General features: G+C 43.1%; 14 protein-coding genes and 1 pseudogene. 6 read left to right on the forward strand and 9 right to left on the reverse strand.

The window, feature by feature from the left end; all coding sequences use genetic code 11:
* Nucleotides 1–114: 114 nt before the first annotated feature.
* A complete protein-coding gene (locus M3234_RS06855; RefSeq protein WP_262303984.1) occupies nucleotides 115–387 on the forward strand; it encodes a ferritin-like domain-containing protein in 273 nt (90 codons plus the stop codon).
* Nucleotides 388–411: 24 nt separating this feature from the next.
* Entirely contained in the window at nucleotides 412–768 is a 357-nt protein-coding gene (locus tag M3234_RS06860) for a spore coat protein (RefSeq protein WP_262303985.1), read from the forward strand.
* A 234-nt stretch (nucleotides 769–1,002) separates the two neighbouring features.
* Here the strand turns inward: M3234_RS06860 and ltaS are convergent, their stop codons facing one another.
* A complete protein-coding gene (gene ltaS, locus M3234_RS06865; protein ID WP_262303986.1) occupies nucleotides 1,003–2,958 on the reverse strand; it encodes a lipoteichoic acid synthase in 1,956 nt (651 codons plus the stop codon).
* 248 nt (nucleotides 2,959–3,206) lie between these two features.
* Between ltaS and M3234_RS06870 the strand changes: the two genes are divergently transcribed.
* The 3 genes from M3234_RS06870 to M3234_RS06880 all read left to right on the forward strand — a co-directional run bounded on the left by M3234_RS06870 (nucleotide 3,207) and on the right by M3234_RS06880 (nucleotide 6,697).
* A complete protein-coding gene (locus M3234_RS06870) occupies nucleotides 3,207–3,878 on the forward strand; it encodes a helix-turn-helix domain-containing protein (RefSeq protein WP_262303987.1) in 672 nt (223 codons plus the stop codon).
* Between the two features lie 196 nt (nucleotides 3,879–4,074).
* The gene (locus M3234_RS06875) at nucleotides 4,075–5,274 is read left to right on the forward strand and encodes an iron-containing alcohol dehydrogenase (protein ID WP_262303988.1); all 1,200 of its coding nucleotides are present in this window, start codon (nucleotides 4,075–4,077) and stop codon (nucleotides 5,272–5,274) included.
* Nucleotides 5,275–5,284: 10 nt separating this feature from the next.
* Nucleotides 5,285–6,697 carry an aldehyde dehydrogenase gene (locus tag M3234_RS06880; RefSeq protein ID WP_396953931.1) on the forward strand — a complete coding sequence of 471 codons (1,413 nt, stop codon included), beginning with the start codon at nucleotides 5,285–5,287 and terminating at the stop codon, nucleotides 6,695–6,697.
* A 49-nt stretch (nucleotides 6,698–6,746) separates the two neighbouring features.
* Here the strand turns inward: M3234_RS06880 and M3234_RS06885 are convergent.
* The 4 genes and pseudogenes from M3234_RS06885 to M3234_RS06900 form a co-directional block, all read right to left on the reverse strand.
* A pseudogene (locus M3234_RS06885) lies at nucleotides 6,747–9,359 on the reverse strand (cytochrome P450); the annotation flags it as partial.
* Nucleotides 9,360–9,366: 7 nt separating this feature from the next.
* Nucleotides 9,367–9,942 (reverse strand): TetR/AcrR family transcriptional regulator, encoded by a 576-nt coding sequence (locus M3234_RS06890; protein WP_262303989.1) that lies wholly within the window; start codon nucleotides 9,940–9,942, stop codon nucleotides 9,367–9,369.
* Between the two features lie 243 nt (nucleotides 9,943–10,185).
* Nucleotides 10,186–11,154 (reverse strand): NAD(P)-dependent alcohol dehydrogenase, encoded by a 969-nt coding sequence (locus M3234_RS06895; protein ID WP_262303990.1) that lies wholly within the window; start codon nucleotides 11,152–11,154, stop codon nucleotides 10,186–10,188.
* Between the two features lie 148 nt (nucleotides 11,155–11,302).
* Nucleotides 11,303–12,532: a CapA family protein gene (locus tag M3234_RS06900; RefSeq protein WP_262303991.1), complete on the reverse strand. Its 1,230-nt coding sequence runs from the start codon at nucleotides 12,530–12,532 to the stop codon at nucleotides 11,303–11,305.
* Nucleotides 12,533–12,706: 174 nt separating this feature from the next.
* Between M3234_RS06900 and M3234_RS06905 the strand changes: the two genes are divergently transcribed.
* Nucleotides 12,707–13,834 carry a glycosyl hydrolase family 18 protein gene (locus M3234_RS06905; protein ID WP_262303992.1) on the forward strand — a complete coding sequence of 376 codons (1,128 nt, stop codon included), beginning with the start codon at nucleotides 12,707–12,709 and terminating at the stop codon, nucleotides 13,832–13,834.
* A 78-nt stretch (nucleotides 13,835–13,912) separates the two neighbouring features.
* On the opposite strand, the gene M3234_RS06910 is transcribed toward M3234_RS06905, so the two are convergent.
* From M3234_RS06910 to M3234_RS06925, 4 genes are all read right to left on the reverse strand, one after another.
* Nucleotides 13,913–15,517 carry an FAD-binding oxidoreductase gene (locus tag M3234_RS06910; protein WP_262303993.1) on the reverse strand — a complete coding sequence of 535 codons (1,605 nt, stop codon included), beginning with the start codon at nucleotides 15,515–15,517 and terminating at the stop codon, nucleotides 13,913–13,915.
* 6 nt (nucleotides 15,518–15,523) lie between these two features.
* Nucleotides 15,524–15,940, reverse strand: coding sequence for an acyl-CoA thioesterase (locus tag M3234_RS06915; protein ID WP_066304763.1), 417 nt, complete (start codon nucleotides 15,938–15,940; stop codon nucleotides 15,524–15,526).
* A 10-nt stretch (nucleotides 15,941–15,950) separates the two neighbouring features.
* Entirely contained in the window at nucleotides 15,951–17,090 is a 1,140-nt protein-coding gene (locus M3234_RS06920) for an iron-containing alcohol dehydrogenase (protein WP_262303994.1), read from the reverse strand.
* A gap of 375 nt (nucleotides 17,091–17,465) precedes the next feature.
* A complete protein-coding gene (locus M3234_RS06925) occupies nucleotides 17,466–18,956 on the reverse strand; it encodes a class I adenylate-forming enzyme family protein (protein WP_262303995.1) in 1,491 nt (496 codons plus the stop codon).
* Between the last annotated feature and the right edge of the window lie 106 nt (nucleotides 18,957–19,062).

Below are 19,062 nucleotides of genomic sequence, written 5' to 3' on the forward strand. Positions count from 1 at the left end.
ACCTTATTAACGTTAGGGTGAATTTTTTTGTTCCTCCCTTATTTTCTCACATATAAAGACCCCGTTTTGTTCAATCTAATGTTGATTGAATTCAAATACGAAAGGAGTTTCCCTATGCAAATGAATCAAGCACCAATGACTACTCCCCCACCTGCTGTAACAACAAAGGATTTGATGTATCTGAAAGATGCGATGTCATGGGAATTGATGGCGTTTAAGAAGTTTCATTTTATGGCTGAGCACGCCGAGAACCAACAGATTAAGCAAGCACTAGATAAAGTAGGCAAAATGCATCAGGACCACTACAATCGCCTTTTGAATCACCTGCAGGTTGATAACAATTCCGTGTTAGCCAACATGCCTAACACCCAGCAACAAACCCATTAATTGATGGAAATGGAGGTAACGAGCATGCAAAATCAGCAAAACCAGCAGCAAGCGCAAAGTCAAAATAAAATTGCGAATCCTCAGACCGGTCAATTACCTAAAGTGAAAACTTCTGAGATGAATGACCGAGACTTTCTGAATGATGGTTTGAGCACTTGTAAGTATCTAACCGACAGTTTGAATATTGCCGTTCGGGAAGCAAGTTACAATCAGCTTCATGGAGACCTGTTACAGATGTTGAACGAAACGCATCAAAGCACGCGGGAGTTATTTGAGCTTATGTTCCAGAACGGCTGGTATAAGCTTGAGGCTGCTGAACAACAAAAAATTGACCAAGCGCATAAGCAGTTTAGCAATTACTCCAGCCAATTCCCATATTGATTTTGAAAAAGCGAAAGAGTAACTCGTTTTTAAAGAGCTACTCTTTCTTTTTGTCATTAAGACATTAGAGCATCATTTGTCCTGTAAACGTGATTTTACAAGTGGGGGCTGTTATTTTCCCGTCAGCCTAGATTTTCGAACGCAACGGGTAAAAAGAGGCTGTTATTTTTACCATAATTTTCCTCTTTATAAACATAAAAAAGCTGCCGAGGAATTTCCTCAGGCAGCTGTGTATTACTTATCTTTTGAAGTTTCTCCAATAACCTTGTTATAGTCAAACTTCTTACGGTCCACTGGTGTGAAGCCGTCAGGTGTATAGAAGCGCAATAAGTCTCCGTTTACCACTTTATCGGAAAGCGCCAATTTATTCTCAACTGATTCGGCGAATTGCTTGGCCTCCTCCAGTTGATCTTGTTCTAATTCCATACCTGTAACGGAGTCATAGAATTTGCCGCCAACGGAAGTAATCGTCGGGCTGACAAAATTGCCATTTCGGAATGGGACGACCTCGTCATGCTGTTCCGATAATAGGTCTGTGCCGAATTGGATATACTCTTTTGATTCAATCCCCAAAAGGTGTAGTAGTGTCGGCAGGACGTCAATTTGTCCGCCATATTCGTGATTAATTCCACCTTCCATGCCAGGGACACGGATGAAAAATGGCACGCGCTGTAAGCCGGCACTTTCAAACGGTGTAATTTCTTTTCCAAGTACCTGTGCCATCGCTTTATTATGATTTTCGGATATTCCGTAATGGTCACCGTACATAATAATAATCGAGTTATCATATAAACCGGTTTGCTTCAAGTAATCAAAGAATTCCTTTAACGCCTCGTCCGCATATCTGGCCGTTTGGAAATAGTTATCAACCGATTTATCCCCTGTTGTGTGTGGAGCAATCGTTGCTTCCTCTTGATTCATGGTATACGGGAAGTGATTTGAAACCGGGATAAATTTTGTATAGAACGGCTGCGGCAATGTTTCCAACAGCTTATATGATTGTTGATAGAACGGTTTATCCATTAATCCATATTCAGCCAGGCTGTTTGGATCTAAATCATAAAATTTATCATCAAAGAAATGGTTGAAGCCCAATGATTTATAAATCTCGTTCCGGTTCCAGAAGCTCCCGGAGTTTCCGTGGAACACAGCAGATGTATAGCCTTGCTGGCCTAAAATTGCCGGCGCTGCCTGGTACGTGTTCATACCTTTTGTTGTAAAAGCGGCACCCTGCGGCAATCCGTATAATGAGTTTTCAAGGATGAATTCAGCGTCAGCTGTTTTCCCTTGTGCTGTTTGATGGAAGAAATTGTCAAAATACATCGTATTTGAATCTCTTGTCAACGAGTTTAAAAACGGTGTTACCTCTTCCCCATGCAATGTGTAGTTGATCAGGAAGTTCTGCATTGATTCAAGATGCAAATAAATCACGTTCATGCCTTTCGCAGCACCAAAATATTTCGGGTTCGGCGCGGCATAGTTAGACGTAGTGAAGTTCTGGACTTCTGTTATATCATCGCTATCAGCCATAACGCGCTGTGCCGATGCTTTCGTGCTTTTTACTGCATCGTAAATTTGATAGTTATACATGCCCAAATATTTCACAATGTAGTTGCGGTCAAATCCACGTGTCAATAACTGTGGCCGATCTGTTTCTGCTAACGAAAGATTTAAACATGAAATCGCCAGTGACATCGAGAATAACGCAGCCACTTTTGGACGGCTCATGTTTTTTGCCTCGATTTTTACAACGCGGAAAACAAGCAAGGCAATTAACAGCAGCGTATCAACAAAGAACAGGAAATCATATGGCTTCATTAATGTTATTATACTGCCGCTGACATCGCCGAAGTTTTGTGTTTGAGTCAAAGTCGGCAATGTGATGAAATCATTAAAGAATCGGTAATACAAAATATTGGCATATAAAAGGAAAGATAATAGAAAATCTAACACAATCAGCCAAATGTATTTCTTTCTCCCTTTAAATAAGGAAGAAAAACCGAGAAAGATTAGGGCCGAACCTAAAGGGTTAATAAACAACAAGATTTTTTGCAGCGGGTTTTCAATCCCCAAGTCAAATTGCGTTAATTGAGCAAAGTAAGTTTTCAGCCATAACAGCAATACGGCGAAAAAGAAAAAGCCAATATATTTATTGAAAATACGTTGACTCACTCGTCGTAAGGTATTCATATTTTACACCATCCTTCTAGCAAGTAATGCTATCTATCTATATATTAAACTAGAATTAAATTAGCATGTTTTTTAGTTTAGCATTAAGATATGAACAAACTATGAACAAATCAAGGCAATGTCTTTACAAAGCCTTAACAATTTATTAACTATACTACTTTTTATAAAAATGTCAAGGCACCTTAAAAGGTTATTCATGATATAATAATTTTAAAAAAATTCATTTAAATCTCGGAGGTGAGAGCTCTGTGTCGATAACCAAAAGAAGACGGGAGTTTTTAGATCATATTTATCGTCAATATAATAAAACCAGCCTTCCTGTTCATTATTCCGAGGTTGCCAAAGCAATCGGGGTCAGCAAATGGACAGCATATGACGTATTAAAAGAATTGGAAAACCAAGGATTGGTAAAACGAACGTATTCGATGAATGAAAATGAAGCAGGCCGGTCAATGGTGGTATTCTCCCCCACCGAATTGGCTGAAACTTTCTTTCAAAAAGAGCGGCGGGAAATCTCCAATCTTGAAGAATGGAACAACATACATAACCAGGTTATTAAGGCAGTTGAAAATCCACAAAACCTACCGCTGCGCGAAGCTATTAATCAAACCATTCATCTAATGAAGGATGTCGAGGTTAAACTTGAGTTTTGTGCTTACTTTTTAAGCATCTTGCTATTGTATTTGAATAGTCTGGGGAAACAAGTGAAAAGTTTGACGGTCAACGTGATCAATGCTTCAAAAGAACCTAAAATCCAGCTTACCGTCTTTGTCGGCGCCGTTGTTGGGATGATTATACAGTCTGTGAGCGATGATTTAAGCCCGGAAATGATCCAGCTGATCCAGCAATTTTTCAATAATGTTAACCAACTGAATTCGGATGAAATGCAGCTATTAATCGAGTTAATAGAATATTGTTAAGAAGCCAACCGATTGGTTGGCTTTTTGATTTCAGTGCTAGTGTAAAAGCGTTACTACCATTGGAGTATTTTTCAAAACTTTTACTATTTTACAAATATTCTCTTGACGTTCTCCTGTTAAGTAAGGTATATAAGTTATATACATTTTTTGGTCTTTTGGGTATTTTTTAAAACTATAAATAAAGTGAGGTAATGGTATGTACGAGTTGTATTGCAGGACCTACCAAGGAACAATGAAGATGGCCTCCTACGTCCTCCCGTGGCGCGAACCTGTGTTGCTCCAGGGTGAAAACAGCTTGGCGAAACTGCCAAAGCTTATTAAAACTAAGAATCTTGAAAGCGTTTTAATTGTAACCGATCAGGGCATTACCTCCATCGGCCTCATGGATGATTTCTTGGAAGGGTTAAAAGCGGAAGGAATCAAGTTTTTCGTGTATGATAAAACCGTTCCCAATCCTACTATAGATAATATAGAGGAAGCCTATCAAATGTATAAAGCCAACCAATGTCAAGGGATTGTCGCCTTTGGCGGCGGATCGCCGATGGATTGTGCCAAAGGTGTGGGGGCCAGGGCCGCCAAGCCCAACAAGAGTATCCCAAAAATGAAAGGTGTGTTAAAGGTTTTAAAGAGTATACCGCCTTTATTTGCTATTCCAACAACTGCCGGAACTGGAAGTGAAGCGACTTTGGCTGCCGTCGTCTCCAATAGCCAGACACATGAAAAATATGCGATCATGGACACCTCCCTCATCCCCCACTACGCAGTGCTGGATCCGCTGCTAACGATAGGGCTGCCGCCGCACATTACCGCGGCTACCGGTATTGACGCCCTGACACATGCGGTTGAGGCCTATATTGGCAAAAGTAACACAAAAAGTACCACCCGCTGGAGCATTGAGGCGGTTAAGTTAACTTTCGATAATTTATATGAATGCTATGAAAACGGCACAAATGTTACCGCCCGGACGAATATGCAGCGGGCTGCCTACTTGGCTGGTATGGCATTCACTCGTGCCTATGTCGGATATGTCCATGCGATTGCCCATACCCTCGGCGGCTTTTACTCGGTTCCGCACGGACTGGCAAATGCGATTATCCTCCCTTATGTGCTGGAATACTACGGCGAATCCGTCCATAAGCCATTGGCGGAGCTCGCAGATGTAGTTGGGTTGGGTGTGCCGTCGTATACTGAGGAATTGAAGGCCAAGAAATTCATTAAGGCAGTGAAACAATTAAATAAAAAAATGAACATTCCTGAAAAGGTGAGTGGAATTGTCGATAGCGATATCCCGCTTATGGTCGAACGGGCTTTAAAAGAAGCGAACCCGCTTTACCCTGTTCCGAAAATATTATGTAAAGACGATTTATTAAAGCTTTATCATATGATAAAGGAGTAGACACGGTATGATGATCACAAATAATGCCTACACCTTAAGGGAAGGTGACAGCTTGGACAATTACAGCTATCTTGTGGAAAACCAAAAGGCATTTTTTAAAACCGGTAAACCGAAGGAACTTGCCTTTCGGCTGGAAGCCTTAAAAAAGCTAAAATCTGCGATTCAAGCCAATGAAAAGAAACTAATGAACGCATTAAAGTCTGATTTAAACAAATCCGATTTTGATGCCTATACCGCGGAAATCGGATTTGTCCTCGCTGAGTTAAGTTTTACGATGAAACATCTGCTATCATGGGTCAAACCGCAGAAGGTGAAAACACCGGTGACTCATATTGGTTCGGCCAGTTATATATACTCCGAGCCCTATGGCGTGTCATTAATCATCGCACCGTGGAATTATCCGTTTCAATTGGCGATTGCTCCACTAATCGGGGCGATTGCAGCCGGTAACACGGCAGTCATAAAGCCATCGGAACTAACGCCGAATACCTCTGCTCTGTTGGCGGAGCTAATCAAAGGCCTTTATCCTGAAAAGTATATCGCTGTTGTGGAAGGTGCAGTTGAGACAAGTCAGGCCCTGCTTAAGGAGAAATTTGATTACATCTTCTTTACCGGCAGTGTTCCGGTTGGCCGAGTGATTATGGAGGCAGCTGCCAAAAATCTGACTCCTGTCACGTTGGAACTGGGCGGCAAAAGCCCTTGTATTGTTCACCATGATGCCAATATTAAATTGGCAGCGAAGCGAATTGCTTGGGGCAAATTCACCAATGCCGGACAAACCTGTATCGCACCGGATTATCTATATTTGCATAAGGGCATTAAAGAAGAATTTTTAAGCCTATTTAAAGACGCGATTAAAGAGTTATACGGAGCTGAACCGTTAAATAATCCAAATTATACTCATATCGTAAGCGAACGCCATTTCAATCGGCTTCAATCCTTCCTAAATAATGGTGAGGTGTACTGCGGCGGAAAAACTGACGCCCAGACTCTGGCCATCGAACCAACTGTTTTAACCGGTATTACCTGGAGCGATCCGATTATGGAGGATGAAATTTTTGGTCCAATATTGCCAGTGATGGAATATGAAAGTCTCGATGAGGTGCTAAAGGGTATTCACAACCATCCGAAACCATTGGCACTTTATATTTTTTCGGAACATAATGAGGTGCAGCAGGAGGTTCTTGGCAATGTCTCCTTTGGCGGCGGTTGCGTGAATGATACCGTCTATCACTTTGTCTCCCCGCATCTGCCGTTTGGCGGGGTCGGACCGAGCGGGATTGGTTCCTATCACGGTAAAGGCAGCTTTGATACCTTTTCCCATAAAAAAAGCGTCCTGAAACAAACCACTTTATTCGATCTCCCGTTCCGCTATCCGAATGTAAAAAACGGACTGAAAATAATCAAAATGTTCCTCAAGTAAATGAAAAGGTCCTTGAATCGTTACAGACTCAAGGACCTTTTCTACTTTAACTATTTTCGTGTCGAACAAAAATGACGACTTCCTCTCCCGGCTTTCGTTTAGCCAAGTAATCTTCTCCCTCCAATCTTACCTTGACCTGCTGGTTAACACATTCGGTAATTGGATAATATTTCGGTTTTAGCGATGGCAATAGCTCCACAAATCGTTCAAACGGTAGCTCACACGCTTCATATTTATCCAGGAGGTCGACCATTGTCAGCACCTTTTGCAAAACTTCCTGTTCATAGACACCCTCAACAAGCAGGGTTTCCAGCTCCCGCTTATGCGGCGGGCATACAGTGAATGCCGCCAATTCCCGGATTTGTGCTCTTGTTGACGGTTCGCGCAGCTCCACATTCTGGCTCAGCAGGTCAAAAAGGCTTACCGGACGGTCCAACGGAAGATGCGCGGTGCTATGTCCGCTTGCAGTTAAAATGACATATTCTCTTGCGTCCAACCCGAAACGCTTGAGAATACGATTCACCTCCTTAGGACTGTTCCATGGGAATACACCTAATGAATCACCAAGGTGATAAGCCACACCTTCTGGAAGAGCCATCTCCAGCTCTTTAATGCCGTTTCCGAAGTCGATAATTTCCAAAACGGCAGCATGTACAGCATCGTACTTGTTTGCCAGCGTTGATCCATTGATGGCACCAACAAACTGAATCCCCAAGGAAGGTCCCTCTTTCACTGACGTTTTATTGACACTGATGCCAAAAGTTTTAAAGGCATCGGCCAGCATCCGGTTTTTCCAATCCTCAAACTGCTTTTCAAAATCATCGCTTGCATCGCCCTCGCCGCGGCGTGAAAACCGTGTGGCCCCCTTCTGTGCCAGCAATTGATCAATCAATCTTGGAACGTCCTGATAGGTATTGGCCCAATTGCGGTCCCCGCAGCCAAACACCGCGTAATTCACATCAGTTAAATTGCCATTATCCAGCCTTTCCAGCCATTGGACAAATTGGCGTGCGTTCCGGGGCGGCTTCCCGTTATAGGAAGATGTGATGATGATAACAGCGCCTTCAGTCGGCAAATGGCCAATCCGGTCATTGAGCGGCACTGCCTCGCTCGTAATGCCATGCAGTCGGGCACTGTCGGCCAGTTCGTGGGCAATCCGCTCTGCCGTGCCCATATTGGAACCATATAAGACGAGCAGCGGCCGATTATTGACCCCAGTAAGAGAAATTTGAGGAGTGGTCTTCCCCTTATTTCTTGAAACCTTTGGCTTGGCATCAATCGTCAATGCCATTTTTCTTTCGCGCTGCTTGACACGGATTTGGAAATTGTCCGGCTTTAACGTCAAGGTTTGCTTGATTTTCAACTGGTAGTTCATATGATCAATCAATTCAAAATGTTGAAGAATCATTCCGAGAACCAATGTCGCCTCATGCAGCGCAAACTGCATGCCGATACAGGCTCGCTGGCCATTTCCGAATGGCTTATAGGCGTCCGCCGGAATTTTAGTCATATCTTCAAACCGTTCGGGACGGAACTCTTCTGCATCCTTGCCCCAAGCGGTTTTGTCGCGGTGAAGCTTTGGCAGGAGGACCGAGACACTATCATATTTTTTAATTCGGTATTTGCCGCCGATTACCGTGTCTTCCTTTGCAAAAAGAGTAAACTGCGGCGCTGTCGGGTATAACCTTAAGGCCTCGTGCAATATCATTCGAATATATTTTAAATCCAAGACTTGCTGATACGATGGAACTGATGTGGTTATCACCTGATCCACCTCTTCACGGGCCTTCTTGAGGACTTCCGGGTGCTTCAACAGAAGAAAAAGCGCAAACGACAATAATCCGCTTGTCGTTTCATGCCCAGCAATCAGGAAGGTGATGATTTGGAAACGGATATTTTCATCATCAAGCCTTTCGCCGGTATGGGGATCCTTGACGTTCAGCATTCGCGCCAGTAGATCCGTCTCTCCTTGGTCACCTCGTTCTTTTCGTTCCGCGATGATTTTGTCTACCAGCGAGAACATTGATTTTATGTCTCGTTCAAACTGCCGTTTCGTTATCAGCATCATCTTCGTTTGGATCGGGAGCCTTGTCGCCTGATGCATTGCTTCATCGAGGGCCCTTACCATGCTGATGATGAATGGGTCATGTTTTTCGCGATAAAAGCTGTTAAATCGATAGTTAAAGCCGCAAATTCCAATCGTATCCAGCGTCAACCTTGTCATGTCATCGGCGACGGCAATACTTTCATTAGGATTTAACCTCGCCCATTTTTGAATAAGCTGCCCGGCAATATCAACCATCATATCGTGGTACCCTTTCATTGCCTGCTGGCTAAAAGCCGGCATTAGGATATTGTGGGCCTTCTGCCAGTTTGGTTCTTTCGTCTTGCTGGTAAAAAGGCCGTCTCCACCCAGAGCGCGGAGAAAATATAAACCGCCGGAAAGGCTTTTGTCAAACCGGGATTCATCACAAACTTCTGCTGCCAGTTCATGTCCTGAAACGAAATACATCTTAAAGCCAAAAGCTTCAAAGCGAAATATCGGTCCGTACTCATCGGCCATATTCCAGAAGGACAGGGTTGGGGCATCTTTATCAATTAATGGAATATTTCCAAGCGGCCCAAAGGTTTTCGGCTGGGGAATCGGTATATTCTTTTCCATCCAATCATCACTCCTCCTTTTTTCCTAAAATGCCATATAGCAGGATATCGGCCATTTCATCTGCCATATGCTCAAGCGGCAATTTTTCCGGGATTAATTGTTCTTGGAGTTTTTCAAAGTTAAGGATCGACCATATGGCACTAGTGATTCCGAGTTCATATAGAAGTGATTGGACTGGGGGGATGTCTTCTTGTGTTGTTTTCATCAGCTCTTCCATGCTGTTGTCCTGGGTATAAATTTGCTCCAAGAACATTTTGGCAATCTCCGGATGGTTCGGTGATTCCCGGTAAAGAATATTAAAGCTGTCGAGGTTGCTGCGAATTAGATTCACCCTTGCTTTGATCAGAGTTCGAATAGATTCCGAGAGGTTTTCTGGATTGATTTCGACTTTGACATAGTCTGTCGGTGTCAGGCAGGCCAAAATCATCTCTTTTTTGCTTTTAAAATGCTTATACAGGGCTGCTTCCGAGACCCCGACCCTCCTGGCAATTTCAGCTGTGGTAGTGGCACTATAGCCTCGTTCCGCAAATAACTTTCGCGCCTCCTGTATGATTTTCTTTTTTGTACTGATTTGCGTCTGCACCAATATCACATTCTTTCTGGTAAGTGAATACTTACTAACAACTATATAGTCTTCAGAATATTGGGGCAATACTACTTTAGGTGTATTTGCAGCTCGGAATAAGTTTTTTAAAAAAAATAAAGAAGCTAACATAACAGGAAAAGCCGTTGTCTTTTGGAGTATCCACAACTATAAAAACATGTAAAAAAGCAATGCGTTTTGCAAATGAAATCGCATTGCTCTGGGGTTAATATCAGTTTAATATTATACAGTAATGATTACTTTGCCTTGAGCGTGACCATCTTGAAAATAGTTGAATGCTTCCGTTATTTCATTTAACGTATACCGTTTATCAATTATTGGTTTTACTTTGCCAGTCTCAAGTAATTCTTTTATATGATTTAAGTCTTGTTGGTTTGCTCTCTGTAACAGGTTACTTATTTTCTTGCCTCCAGTCATCGAAATAAAGGGGCCGAAAAATAATGTTTGAAAAAATTGGGATTCGGAACCTCCAACGTGGACAAAATGCCCATTTGGTTTTAGTGCCCGTTTATAAGCTGAAATGGAATTAGAACCGTTCACACCAAGAATCAAATCGTAACGTTCTTCATCTAGGGTGAAACCCTCTTTTGTATAATCAATGATATGGTGGGCTCCAAGTGAACGCATGATCTCTAAATTTCTTGAACTACATACAGCTGTTACATCAGCGCCAAATGATTTGGCAATTTGTACCGCGAAAGTGCCGACACCGCCAGATGCCCCATAAATTAATACCTTTTGTCCCGATTTAATTTTACCATTATCACGTAATCCCTGTAAGGCAGTTACACCTGCCATAGGTGTTCCAGCCGCTTCCTCGAAGGAGATATTGGTTGGTTTTAAGGCTATAGCATGTTCGGGAACAGCTGCATATTCAGCAAAACCGCCCCAGCCACAACCAGAGAGGTCGCCAAATACTTCATCACCTACTCGAAATAGCTTAACGTCTTTGCCAACAGCTTCAACTGTGCCAGCTATGTCACCGCCTGGTATGGAGTATTTTGGTCTCGTTAGTCCGAAGGCAAAGCGGGCTAAGAAAGGTTTGCCTTTCAAAAGAACCAAGTTGCCAAAGTTCAAGGATGCTGTATGAACTTTTACTAATACTTGATTCTCGGTTGGTAAAGGTTTTTTTACCTCTTTTAATTCAAGTACATCGGGTGAACCATATTTATCACAAACTATTGCTTTCATAAAAAACTCCCTCCAATTATCTTTAAAAGGTAAAATTTCCTTGTTTTCATTTTCTTTCATAGTAACAAGGGGATTAAAACCTTTCATTGACTTAAGTTAAGTTCATGATATTGGTAAGGGAGATTTTTTTTTGTCAGCTTTATTACTATTACTCTGTTTTGACTACTTGCTCCGTTGTGTCGTAGACGAGCCAGTCTGAGCCATTGATCTTATTGGAGGATTCAATGATTTTCTTCTTCACCCGATCACGTTCTGCTCCCGATAGTAATTTAGGCTGATAGTTATTTCTGTTTGAAACGGACGAAATCGAGAATGGCACGACGGCAATTTCTTTCTTATCGGTCAGTTCTCCATTTTTCAAATGAAAGGTTTGCTGGAATACATAGGTATCCTTGTCACTTGGATTTCTGTTGCCGCCAAACATAAAGTTGCCAAGGCTGTAAACGATAAACTTGCCATTGTATTCTTCAATTCCCTGGACGACGTGAGGATGGTGACCTAGGACCAAATCGGCGCCGCTGTCAATGGTGAAGCGGGCCAATGATTTTTGCGATGCATTGGGTACATACTGCCGTTCAATTCCCCAATGATAATGGACCAGGACAATTTGTGCCCCCTGTTCTCTCAGATGCTTGATTGCCTGCGATACTTGATTGCGGATTTGCGGTGTATCCTGCCAGCCCTCATAGCCCAATGCCCCGATTTTTATTCCTTTTACCTCGGTAATGTACTGATGGTCATAGCCGAAATAACCAATTCCTTGATTTTTCAAGGCATCAATTGTATCCGTATAGCCTTTCTCAAGATAGTCGTGAATATGATTATTGGCTAAATTGACTGCTTCGATTCCACCCAATTCAAGGATTTTTGTATAGCTGGGGTCACCTTTAAAACGAAATTTTTTGGTCGCTTTTTGTGTCGCATTGGTTAAGGTTGTTTCCAAATTCACCGTGGTAAGATCATCTTCGGCAAAGATGTTGTTCAAGCCCTTTACAAAATAAGGAAGTCCATTTGCTTTTGCCACATTGACAAACGAATCGCTATAGTTAAAAGTCTCATCTGTTCCAAGTGTGAAATCTCCGGCCGCACTTATTTTTATTGTTGTTTCTGTGACCGGTTCCGGTTTTTGCTCTTGTTTTTGTTCCTGTTTTTGTTCCGGCTGTTTTTCGGCTTTTGGCTTAGATTTTTCCTGATTAATATTATTTTGTTGTTTATCTGCAACCTTTGTCTCAGATTTGTCCGGCTTCATCAAGTATGCCAGCGAAATACTGCCAACGGCTAATACAACAATGGCAAAAATGGCAACTCGAACCCAAGTTTTCAGCCTTCTCCGTTCTTTTAACGATTTTTCCCTGCGCCTGTCTTCTCTATTATTCATTTGCGTCCTTAGACCCCTTTTTTGTATAATCCGAACATCCTAAAATTTTACCATATTTACCAATCATAAAAAAGAAATATGGAAGGGCTCCCCAATCAAAATTTTACCATCTCTCCCCTATCTCGTTTTCTGTTAAACTTTTAAATGTAATACAAGATTGGGAGGAATGTGAAGATGAAATACAGAAAGCTCCTCCTGGCAACGGTAATATTGATTACCTTTATTGGAGGAATTTTTACAGGCGTTTTAATTTCTGGCAACAGTTCAAATACTGTAAAAATAAAACAAGCGGCAAAAACAATTAACAAACCTGCAGAAAAAGAAAAACCGGTAATAGATCAATCACAATCAAAAGTTTTGATTGGGTATGTACAGGATTTTCGTGATCCAAATGTGGTAGATTACGATAAATTAACACATGTGATATTTTCATTTGCCCATCCGACCAAGGATGGCGGCATGCTGCTTAATGGTGATTCTGCCCTAGGCAACTTGCGGAAAATGGTGGCAAACGCCAAAAAGCATGACACCAAAGCGATATTGGCGATTGGCGGCTGGTATCATATCAATGGCGGTGAATCCTATGATTATTTTAAAACGGCCATTTCAGACCCAGCATCTCGTTCCAAACTAGTGAATGAGCTTGCTAGTTTCGCGGATCGGGAACAGCTTGACGGCATTGATGTTGATTTTGAACATCCCCGCAATGAGGCAGACGCGCAAAATTTGGCTGCTTTTGTAAAGGAATTAAGCGAGCAACTTCACCCGAAACATAAAGAGGTATCCGTTGCGGTATACTCCAAAATCCATGCGGTGACCCTAACAGAGGTTGGCTTTGTTCAATTTGACCCGTCCATGTTCCAATATGTGGACCATGTCAATATCATGGCCTATGACGGCCAGTGGGATGACGGGTACAATGCCGCGAATTTGTCGCCATATCCGTACACAGAGGCTATTGTCAACTATTGGAGCAATCTCTTTGATACACTTCAGATTACGCGGGAAAAACTTGTCCTGGGTGTCCCGTTATATGCCCAGCCTGAAGACCCGAAAATTAAGCAGGTCTCCTTTGCGGCCATTATCGACCAAAATGAAGAGAATGCCGGAAACGATACCGTTAGTATTAACGGCACGACCTATCATTATAATGGCGAGAAAACCATGAAAATGAAAACCAAATTGGCGATTGAACAAGGTTTCGGCGGGATGATGCTGTGGGAGGCAGGCCTTGATGCCCATGGACCAAATAGTTTGACAGCGTCAATATTTGAAACGCTGAAGGATTCCGAAAAAGATTAAATCAAGTATTATTCGACGAAAAAATAGCAGTTAAAAAGGCAGCACTCTTTGTTTTTGAGCGGCTGCCTTTTTGATTTCTTAATCTATCAAGATTCCAGGATTCAAAATATAGTTGGGATCCAGTGTCTGTTTGACTGCCTGTAAAGCAGAGGCATACAAGGGTGGCCGCTGCTGGTCATACCATGGGCGGTGGTCACGTCCTACCGCATGATGATGCGTAATGGTTCCACCTAAATGAATAATAGCTTCCGACACAGCCGCCTTGATTTCATCCCACTGCTCCAGCTCGCTGCCTTTTTTGCCAAGTGCTTTTACGGTGTAATATGGAGCAGGGCCATCGGGATACACGTGAGTAATTCGGCATGTCACCCAGCCATTCAGTCCGGATATTTCCCGGATTGCCTTTTGGGCGGCCTCCATGACACCATTATGGAATTCCTCAAATCGGTTCCATGTAACAGCTGTTTCAAAGGTTTCCACAATCACACCTAAACCTACCATAACATCGCGAAAGTATGGCGCTTGAATAAAGGCGTTTCGCCAAGTTTCCGCTGCTCCTTCTCTTCTTATCGATGAGTCTTGATTTGTTTTTATAGCATCCGGATGATAAGTGCCTCCAAATTCTTTGCAGCACTCCAAGGCTCGTATCATCCAAATATCCAACAGATGGTCATGTGATTCAAAACCAAGCATTAAAACGGCGGATTGCCCGTCTCCTGCGCCAGAATCACCCGTTTCGCCTGGGTCAAGCAACCGGCAATTGGACGGATACAATCCTGATTGGCTCAGTCTTCTAACCGCCTTTACACCAGATTGGAAATCAGGAAACCGTACCGAAGCTGATGTTCGATGAATAGGGCGGTCCTGAAGCCGTACCCATGCCTCCGTAATAATTCCTAGTGTTCCTTCCGAACCTATAAATAAACGGTCTGGACTTGGACCTGCACCGGAACCAGGCAATCTCCTCGTTTCTACCACTCCTTTTGGCGTAATGACCCGAAGTGACTCCACTAAATCATCAATATGGGTGTGTAATGTAGCAAAATGTCCGCCAGCTCGCGTAGCAATCCATCCACCTAATGTAGAAAATTCAAAAGACTGGGGAAAGAAACGAAGCGATAGACCATATTCTTTTAACTGGCTTTCCATGGCTGGACCGCGAATTCCCGCTTGAATCTTAGCAGCGCGGGAGATTCCGTCCACTTCGAGCACCTGATTTAGGTTCCTTAAATCGATGGAAACGGCTCCGGAATATTGCTCCCCAATGACAGCCTCCACTCCCCCTACCACACTCGTTCCGCCGCCATAAATAATAGCTGCGGCATTTATTTGATTACACCAATCCAATATGTTTATTAAGTCCTCTTCCGTACGGGGAAACGCTACGATATCAGGAGCGTTTTTGAAGTCACGGCGAAAAGCTCGGACTACATCCCGATAGGATTTACCGTAAGTATGCGACAGTCTCTCAAAGGGGTCGTTTGAACAAAGATGTTGGAGTGTTTGCGGAATGGATAATCGTGCTGGATTTAACGGTATTTCTTCCATTGTCGGAGGCGGTGTGGTCCGCCATTCACTAACGCCAAACCGATGGGCCATCGCGGCTTCCACTTGTTTCTGAATTTGGGGAGACAATCCATCTTCATAGCCCCAACCCCAGAATTTCAATTTGCGAGGTGCCATTACCATTCACCCTTTCAGTTGTTCGGATTCATTTCGGTAGTCGTGCTGTTGGAGCTCCTGTCTGATGTGGTCTGGGATACGTTCAGACTTTTGCGTTTGGAGATTAAAGTTGACATATAATGCTGTCCCTTTTGCACATAACCGCCCTTCTTGGTGAATTTCCTCGTACAGTTCTAGGCTGCTATTTCCGATTTTGTTTACCCATGTTCTGATTTCGACATTTTTTCCGAAATATATTTGTGCTACATATTCCACATTCATTTTTAAAATAATCATTTTCCAGTTTTGAAACGAATCGTCCGGAGTAAATAATTTAAATAATGGGTTCCTTCCGGCTTCGAACCAGATCGGAATGGTCGTATTGTTGATATGTCCAACACCGTCTGTCTCTGAAACTCTTGGTTCTATTATTGTTGAATACATAACTTCACCCTTATAAACCGTTATAGGCCATTTGATAAATTTGATAAATATCCTCTTTATGCAGCGGTTTCGGACTGCGTGCCAAGAGCCGCTTTTGCTTAATCGCATCCTCCGTTAAGCTGCTTAGCGCCGCCTCAGGAATTCCGTATTCCTTTAATGTGGTTGGCAAGCCCACATCTTCCACCAGTTTGTAAAAGATCTCTAAATAGTCCTGCTCCGACCACTTCATACCGAGGATGTCGCATACAGCAGTTAATTTTTCAGAACAACTGGATGAAATATAATCCATTACATAAGGAAGCAGCACAGCATTTGATTCGCCATGCGGAAGCTTAAATTGGCTCCCCAAAGGATATGCCAGCGCATGCACTCCGGCAACACCAGCATTAAAGAAGGCCAATCCTGCCAAATAGCTTCCGTAACTCATCGCTGTTCTTGCCTCTTGGTTTTCTCCATTTTCCACAGCTTGTTTTAAGGAGCTTCCGATTAACTCCACTGCCTTTATGGCCAAAGCATCGGTAGCTTCATTGGCGTTGATGGAAAGATAGGCTTCCACCGCATGGGTCAACGCGTCAATGCCGGTGGCTGCAGTGATCCTTTTAGGCACGGATACTGTTAATTGCGGGTCTACGATGGCGATATCGGCGAGTAAAAAGTCGTGGGTGACAACATCTTTGGTGCCTTCAAGTGAAACAACAGCGATATCGGTTACTTCGCTGCCTGTTCCAGACGTGGTCGGGAGCAGAATCTTGGGTACGCCTTGATTCTTAAGTTGCCTTTTACCGGTAAGATTTAAATAGTCAGTTACATTTCCATCATTCTTGGGGATTACTGCAGCTAATTTGGCCAAATCCAAAGCGCTGCCGCCGCCAAGGCCGATCACTAGGTCAAATCCGCCGTTACGGGTAAAATCAACTAGTTTTTCGGCACAAGCTAGAGAAGGCTCGGGCTCCACATCGGTATAAACTCTTACCTGATAATTTTCATTTAGAGGTGATAAAAATCTATCTACCATACCGATTTTGACTAAAGTTTCATCCGTTACAATTAGAATTTTTTCAGGCTTTAGCTCCTGTAGCTCATTGATCAGTTTTTCTATGGAACCCCAACCGGTATACGACCGTTTTGGGAATCTCAAAGTCGCAATCATTTTACTGCCCCCTTTTTACTTTCTTTGGATATTTATTTCAACAAGCATTCAAATATCCCTGCCATTTGCCAAAATAAATAGCCCGGCGATTGCCAGAGCTATTTTTAAAAAGTTAGTTGAATTTGGTAATGATATTAAATCCATATGTTTTGTAATGGGTCATATCGTTTAGGATGCTGTTCACATCATCTAAAGCCACTTCCCGGGATACAAGCGAGCGAGGATTCAATTTTCCTTGCGCAATCAACGTTAATAGCCCATCATACTCAGAGCGCAGCTCTCATTTATTTTCCCCCTTATTTGTTCTGTGAACGGTTCCTTCCTATTCCTATTCGTAGTCCATTTTGACTATGAGGAATTCTCAAGGTTCATGTCCTATTTTTTTCTAAGAGGTGTTTTAAGAATTTTCCCGGTCGTCGTTTTTGGCAATTCTTTTAAAAAGTAGACTTTTCTCGGCACTTTATAATGGGCCAACTGCCGTTTACAGTAGCTGGTGATATCTTCAGGTGTCTTAGGTGATTTGGTCACTACGTATGCAGCAACCTCTTCTCCGAACACCGGGTCTGCCTCTCCCACGACCGCACACTCGACAACATCAGGATGAGTGTAAAGAACTTCTTCGACTTCCCGTGGATACACGTTGTAGCCGCCGCGAATAATCAAATCCTTCTTGCGGTCAACAATGTACAGATACCCCTCTTCATCCCGCTTCCCAAGGTCACCGGTATAGAGCCAGCCGTCTTTGATTGTTTCCTTTGTCTCTATTTCCTTCTTATAATAGCCCTTCATGGCATTGGCACCCTTGAAGATGATTTCGCCAACCTCGCCCACTGGGACTTCCCGTCCATTCGGGTCCACTATTTTTAATTCAAGTCCAGGAAGCGGTACACCGATCGATCCGTATTTTTTCGGAATATCGCTTGGATTACAGCTGATCATCACGGTACTTTCGGTTTGCCCGTAGCCTTCACCGATTTCCACACCCATTTCGGCTTTCACTTTATCGATAATCTCTAAAGGAAGGCTGGCGCCGCCAGAACCGGCGATTCTCAGACTGGTAAAATCCAAGTCTTGTATTTTGGGAGATTGAACAAACATGGTGTACATGGTCGGCACACCTAGGAAGATGGTAATCTTGTTGTCTGAGAGTTTTTGGAGTATGTGGTCAGGGATAAAGCGTTCTTCCAGGTAAATTGTGCAGCCTTTTAACACGCACTGAAGCAAGCCCTGGAGCTTGGCATAGGCATGGAATAGCGGGAGGACGACAAGAACCCGGTCCTCCTTCGTTAATTCGAGAATGTCCGCACTGGTTTTACTCATCCACTCCAGGTTTCCATGGGTAATCAAAGCGCCTTTTGGTTTGCCTGTCGTTCCGGAAGTGTAGATGATTTGGGCATTGTCGATTGGATCTTTTGGTTCAAGGGCGAAATGGACCGGATTGCCAGAGACCTCAGCCCATGGAGTAAATTGATCGGTTGGCGGCAAGGAGATGAAGTGTTTTACAGAAGACAAGTTATTCCGGGCTTTCTTTATCTCTTCCACCCCAACCTCATCCACAATAATGGCCATGGCATCCGAATCGTTAAGAATATAGGTAATTTCCTGTTCTTTAAAGGTGGGGTTAATTGGTACGACCGTAGCGCCGATGGCCAGCAGCGAAAAATAAGCAATCGCATAATCGGGCTTATTGGCCATCATCAGGGCGACATGGGAACTGTTTGTAATCCCGTGTTCTCTAAGCCCCACGGTCTTTTCCCTTACTCTTTCTGCAAATTCGTAGTAGGTAATGCTCTCATTTCGAAAAATCATGGCTGGATGCTCCGGTAACACCCGAGCCGTCTCTAGTAAAATTTCACTAATATTCACTCCATCTCCCCCTTACAACTATCAAACTAGTCTTGCAATAGGCATATAGACATATTGTATGCGCCTACATTATAAACTATGAAATAGAAACAGATATTTTTAAAAA

It is taken from the genome of Neobacillus niacini (assembly GCF_023715785.1).
GTDB classification, from domain to species: domain Bacteria; phylum Bacillota; class Bacilli; order Bacillales; family Cytobacillaceae; genus Neobacillus; species Neobacillus niacini_E.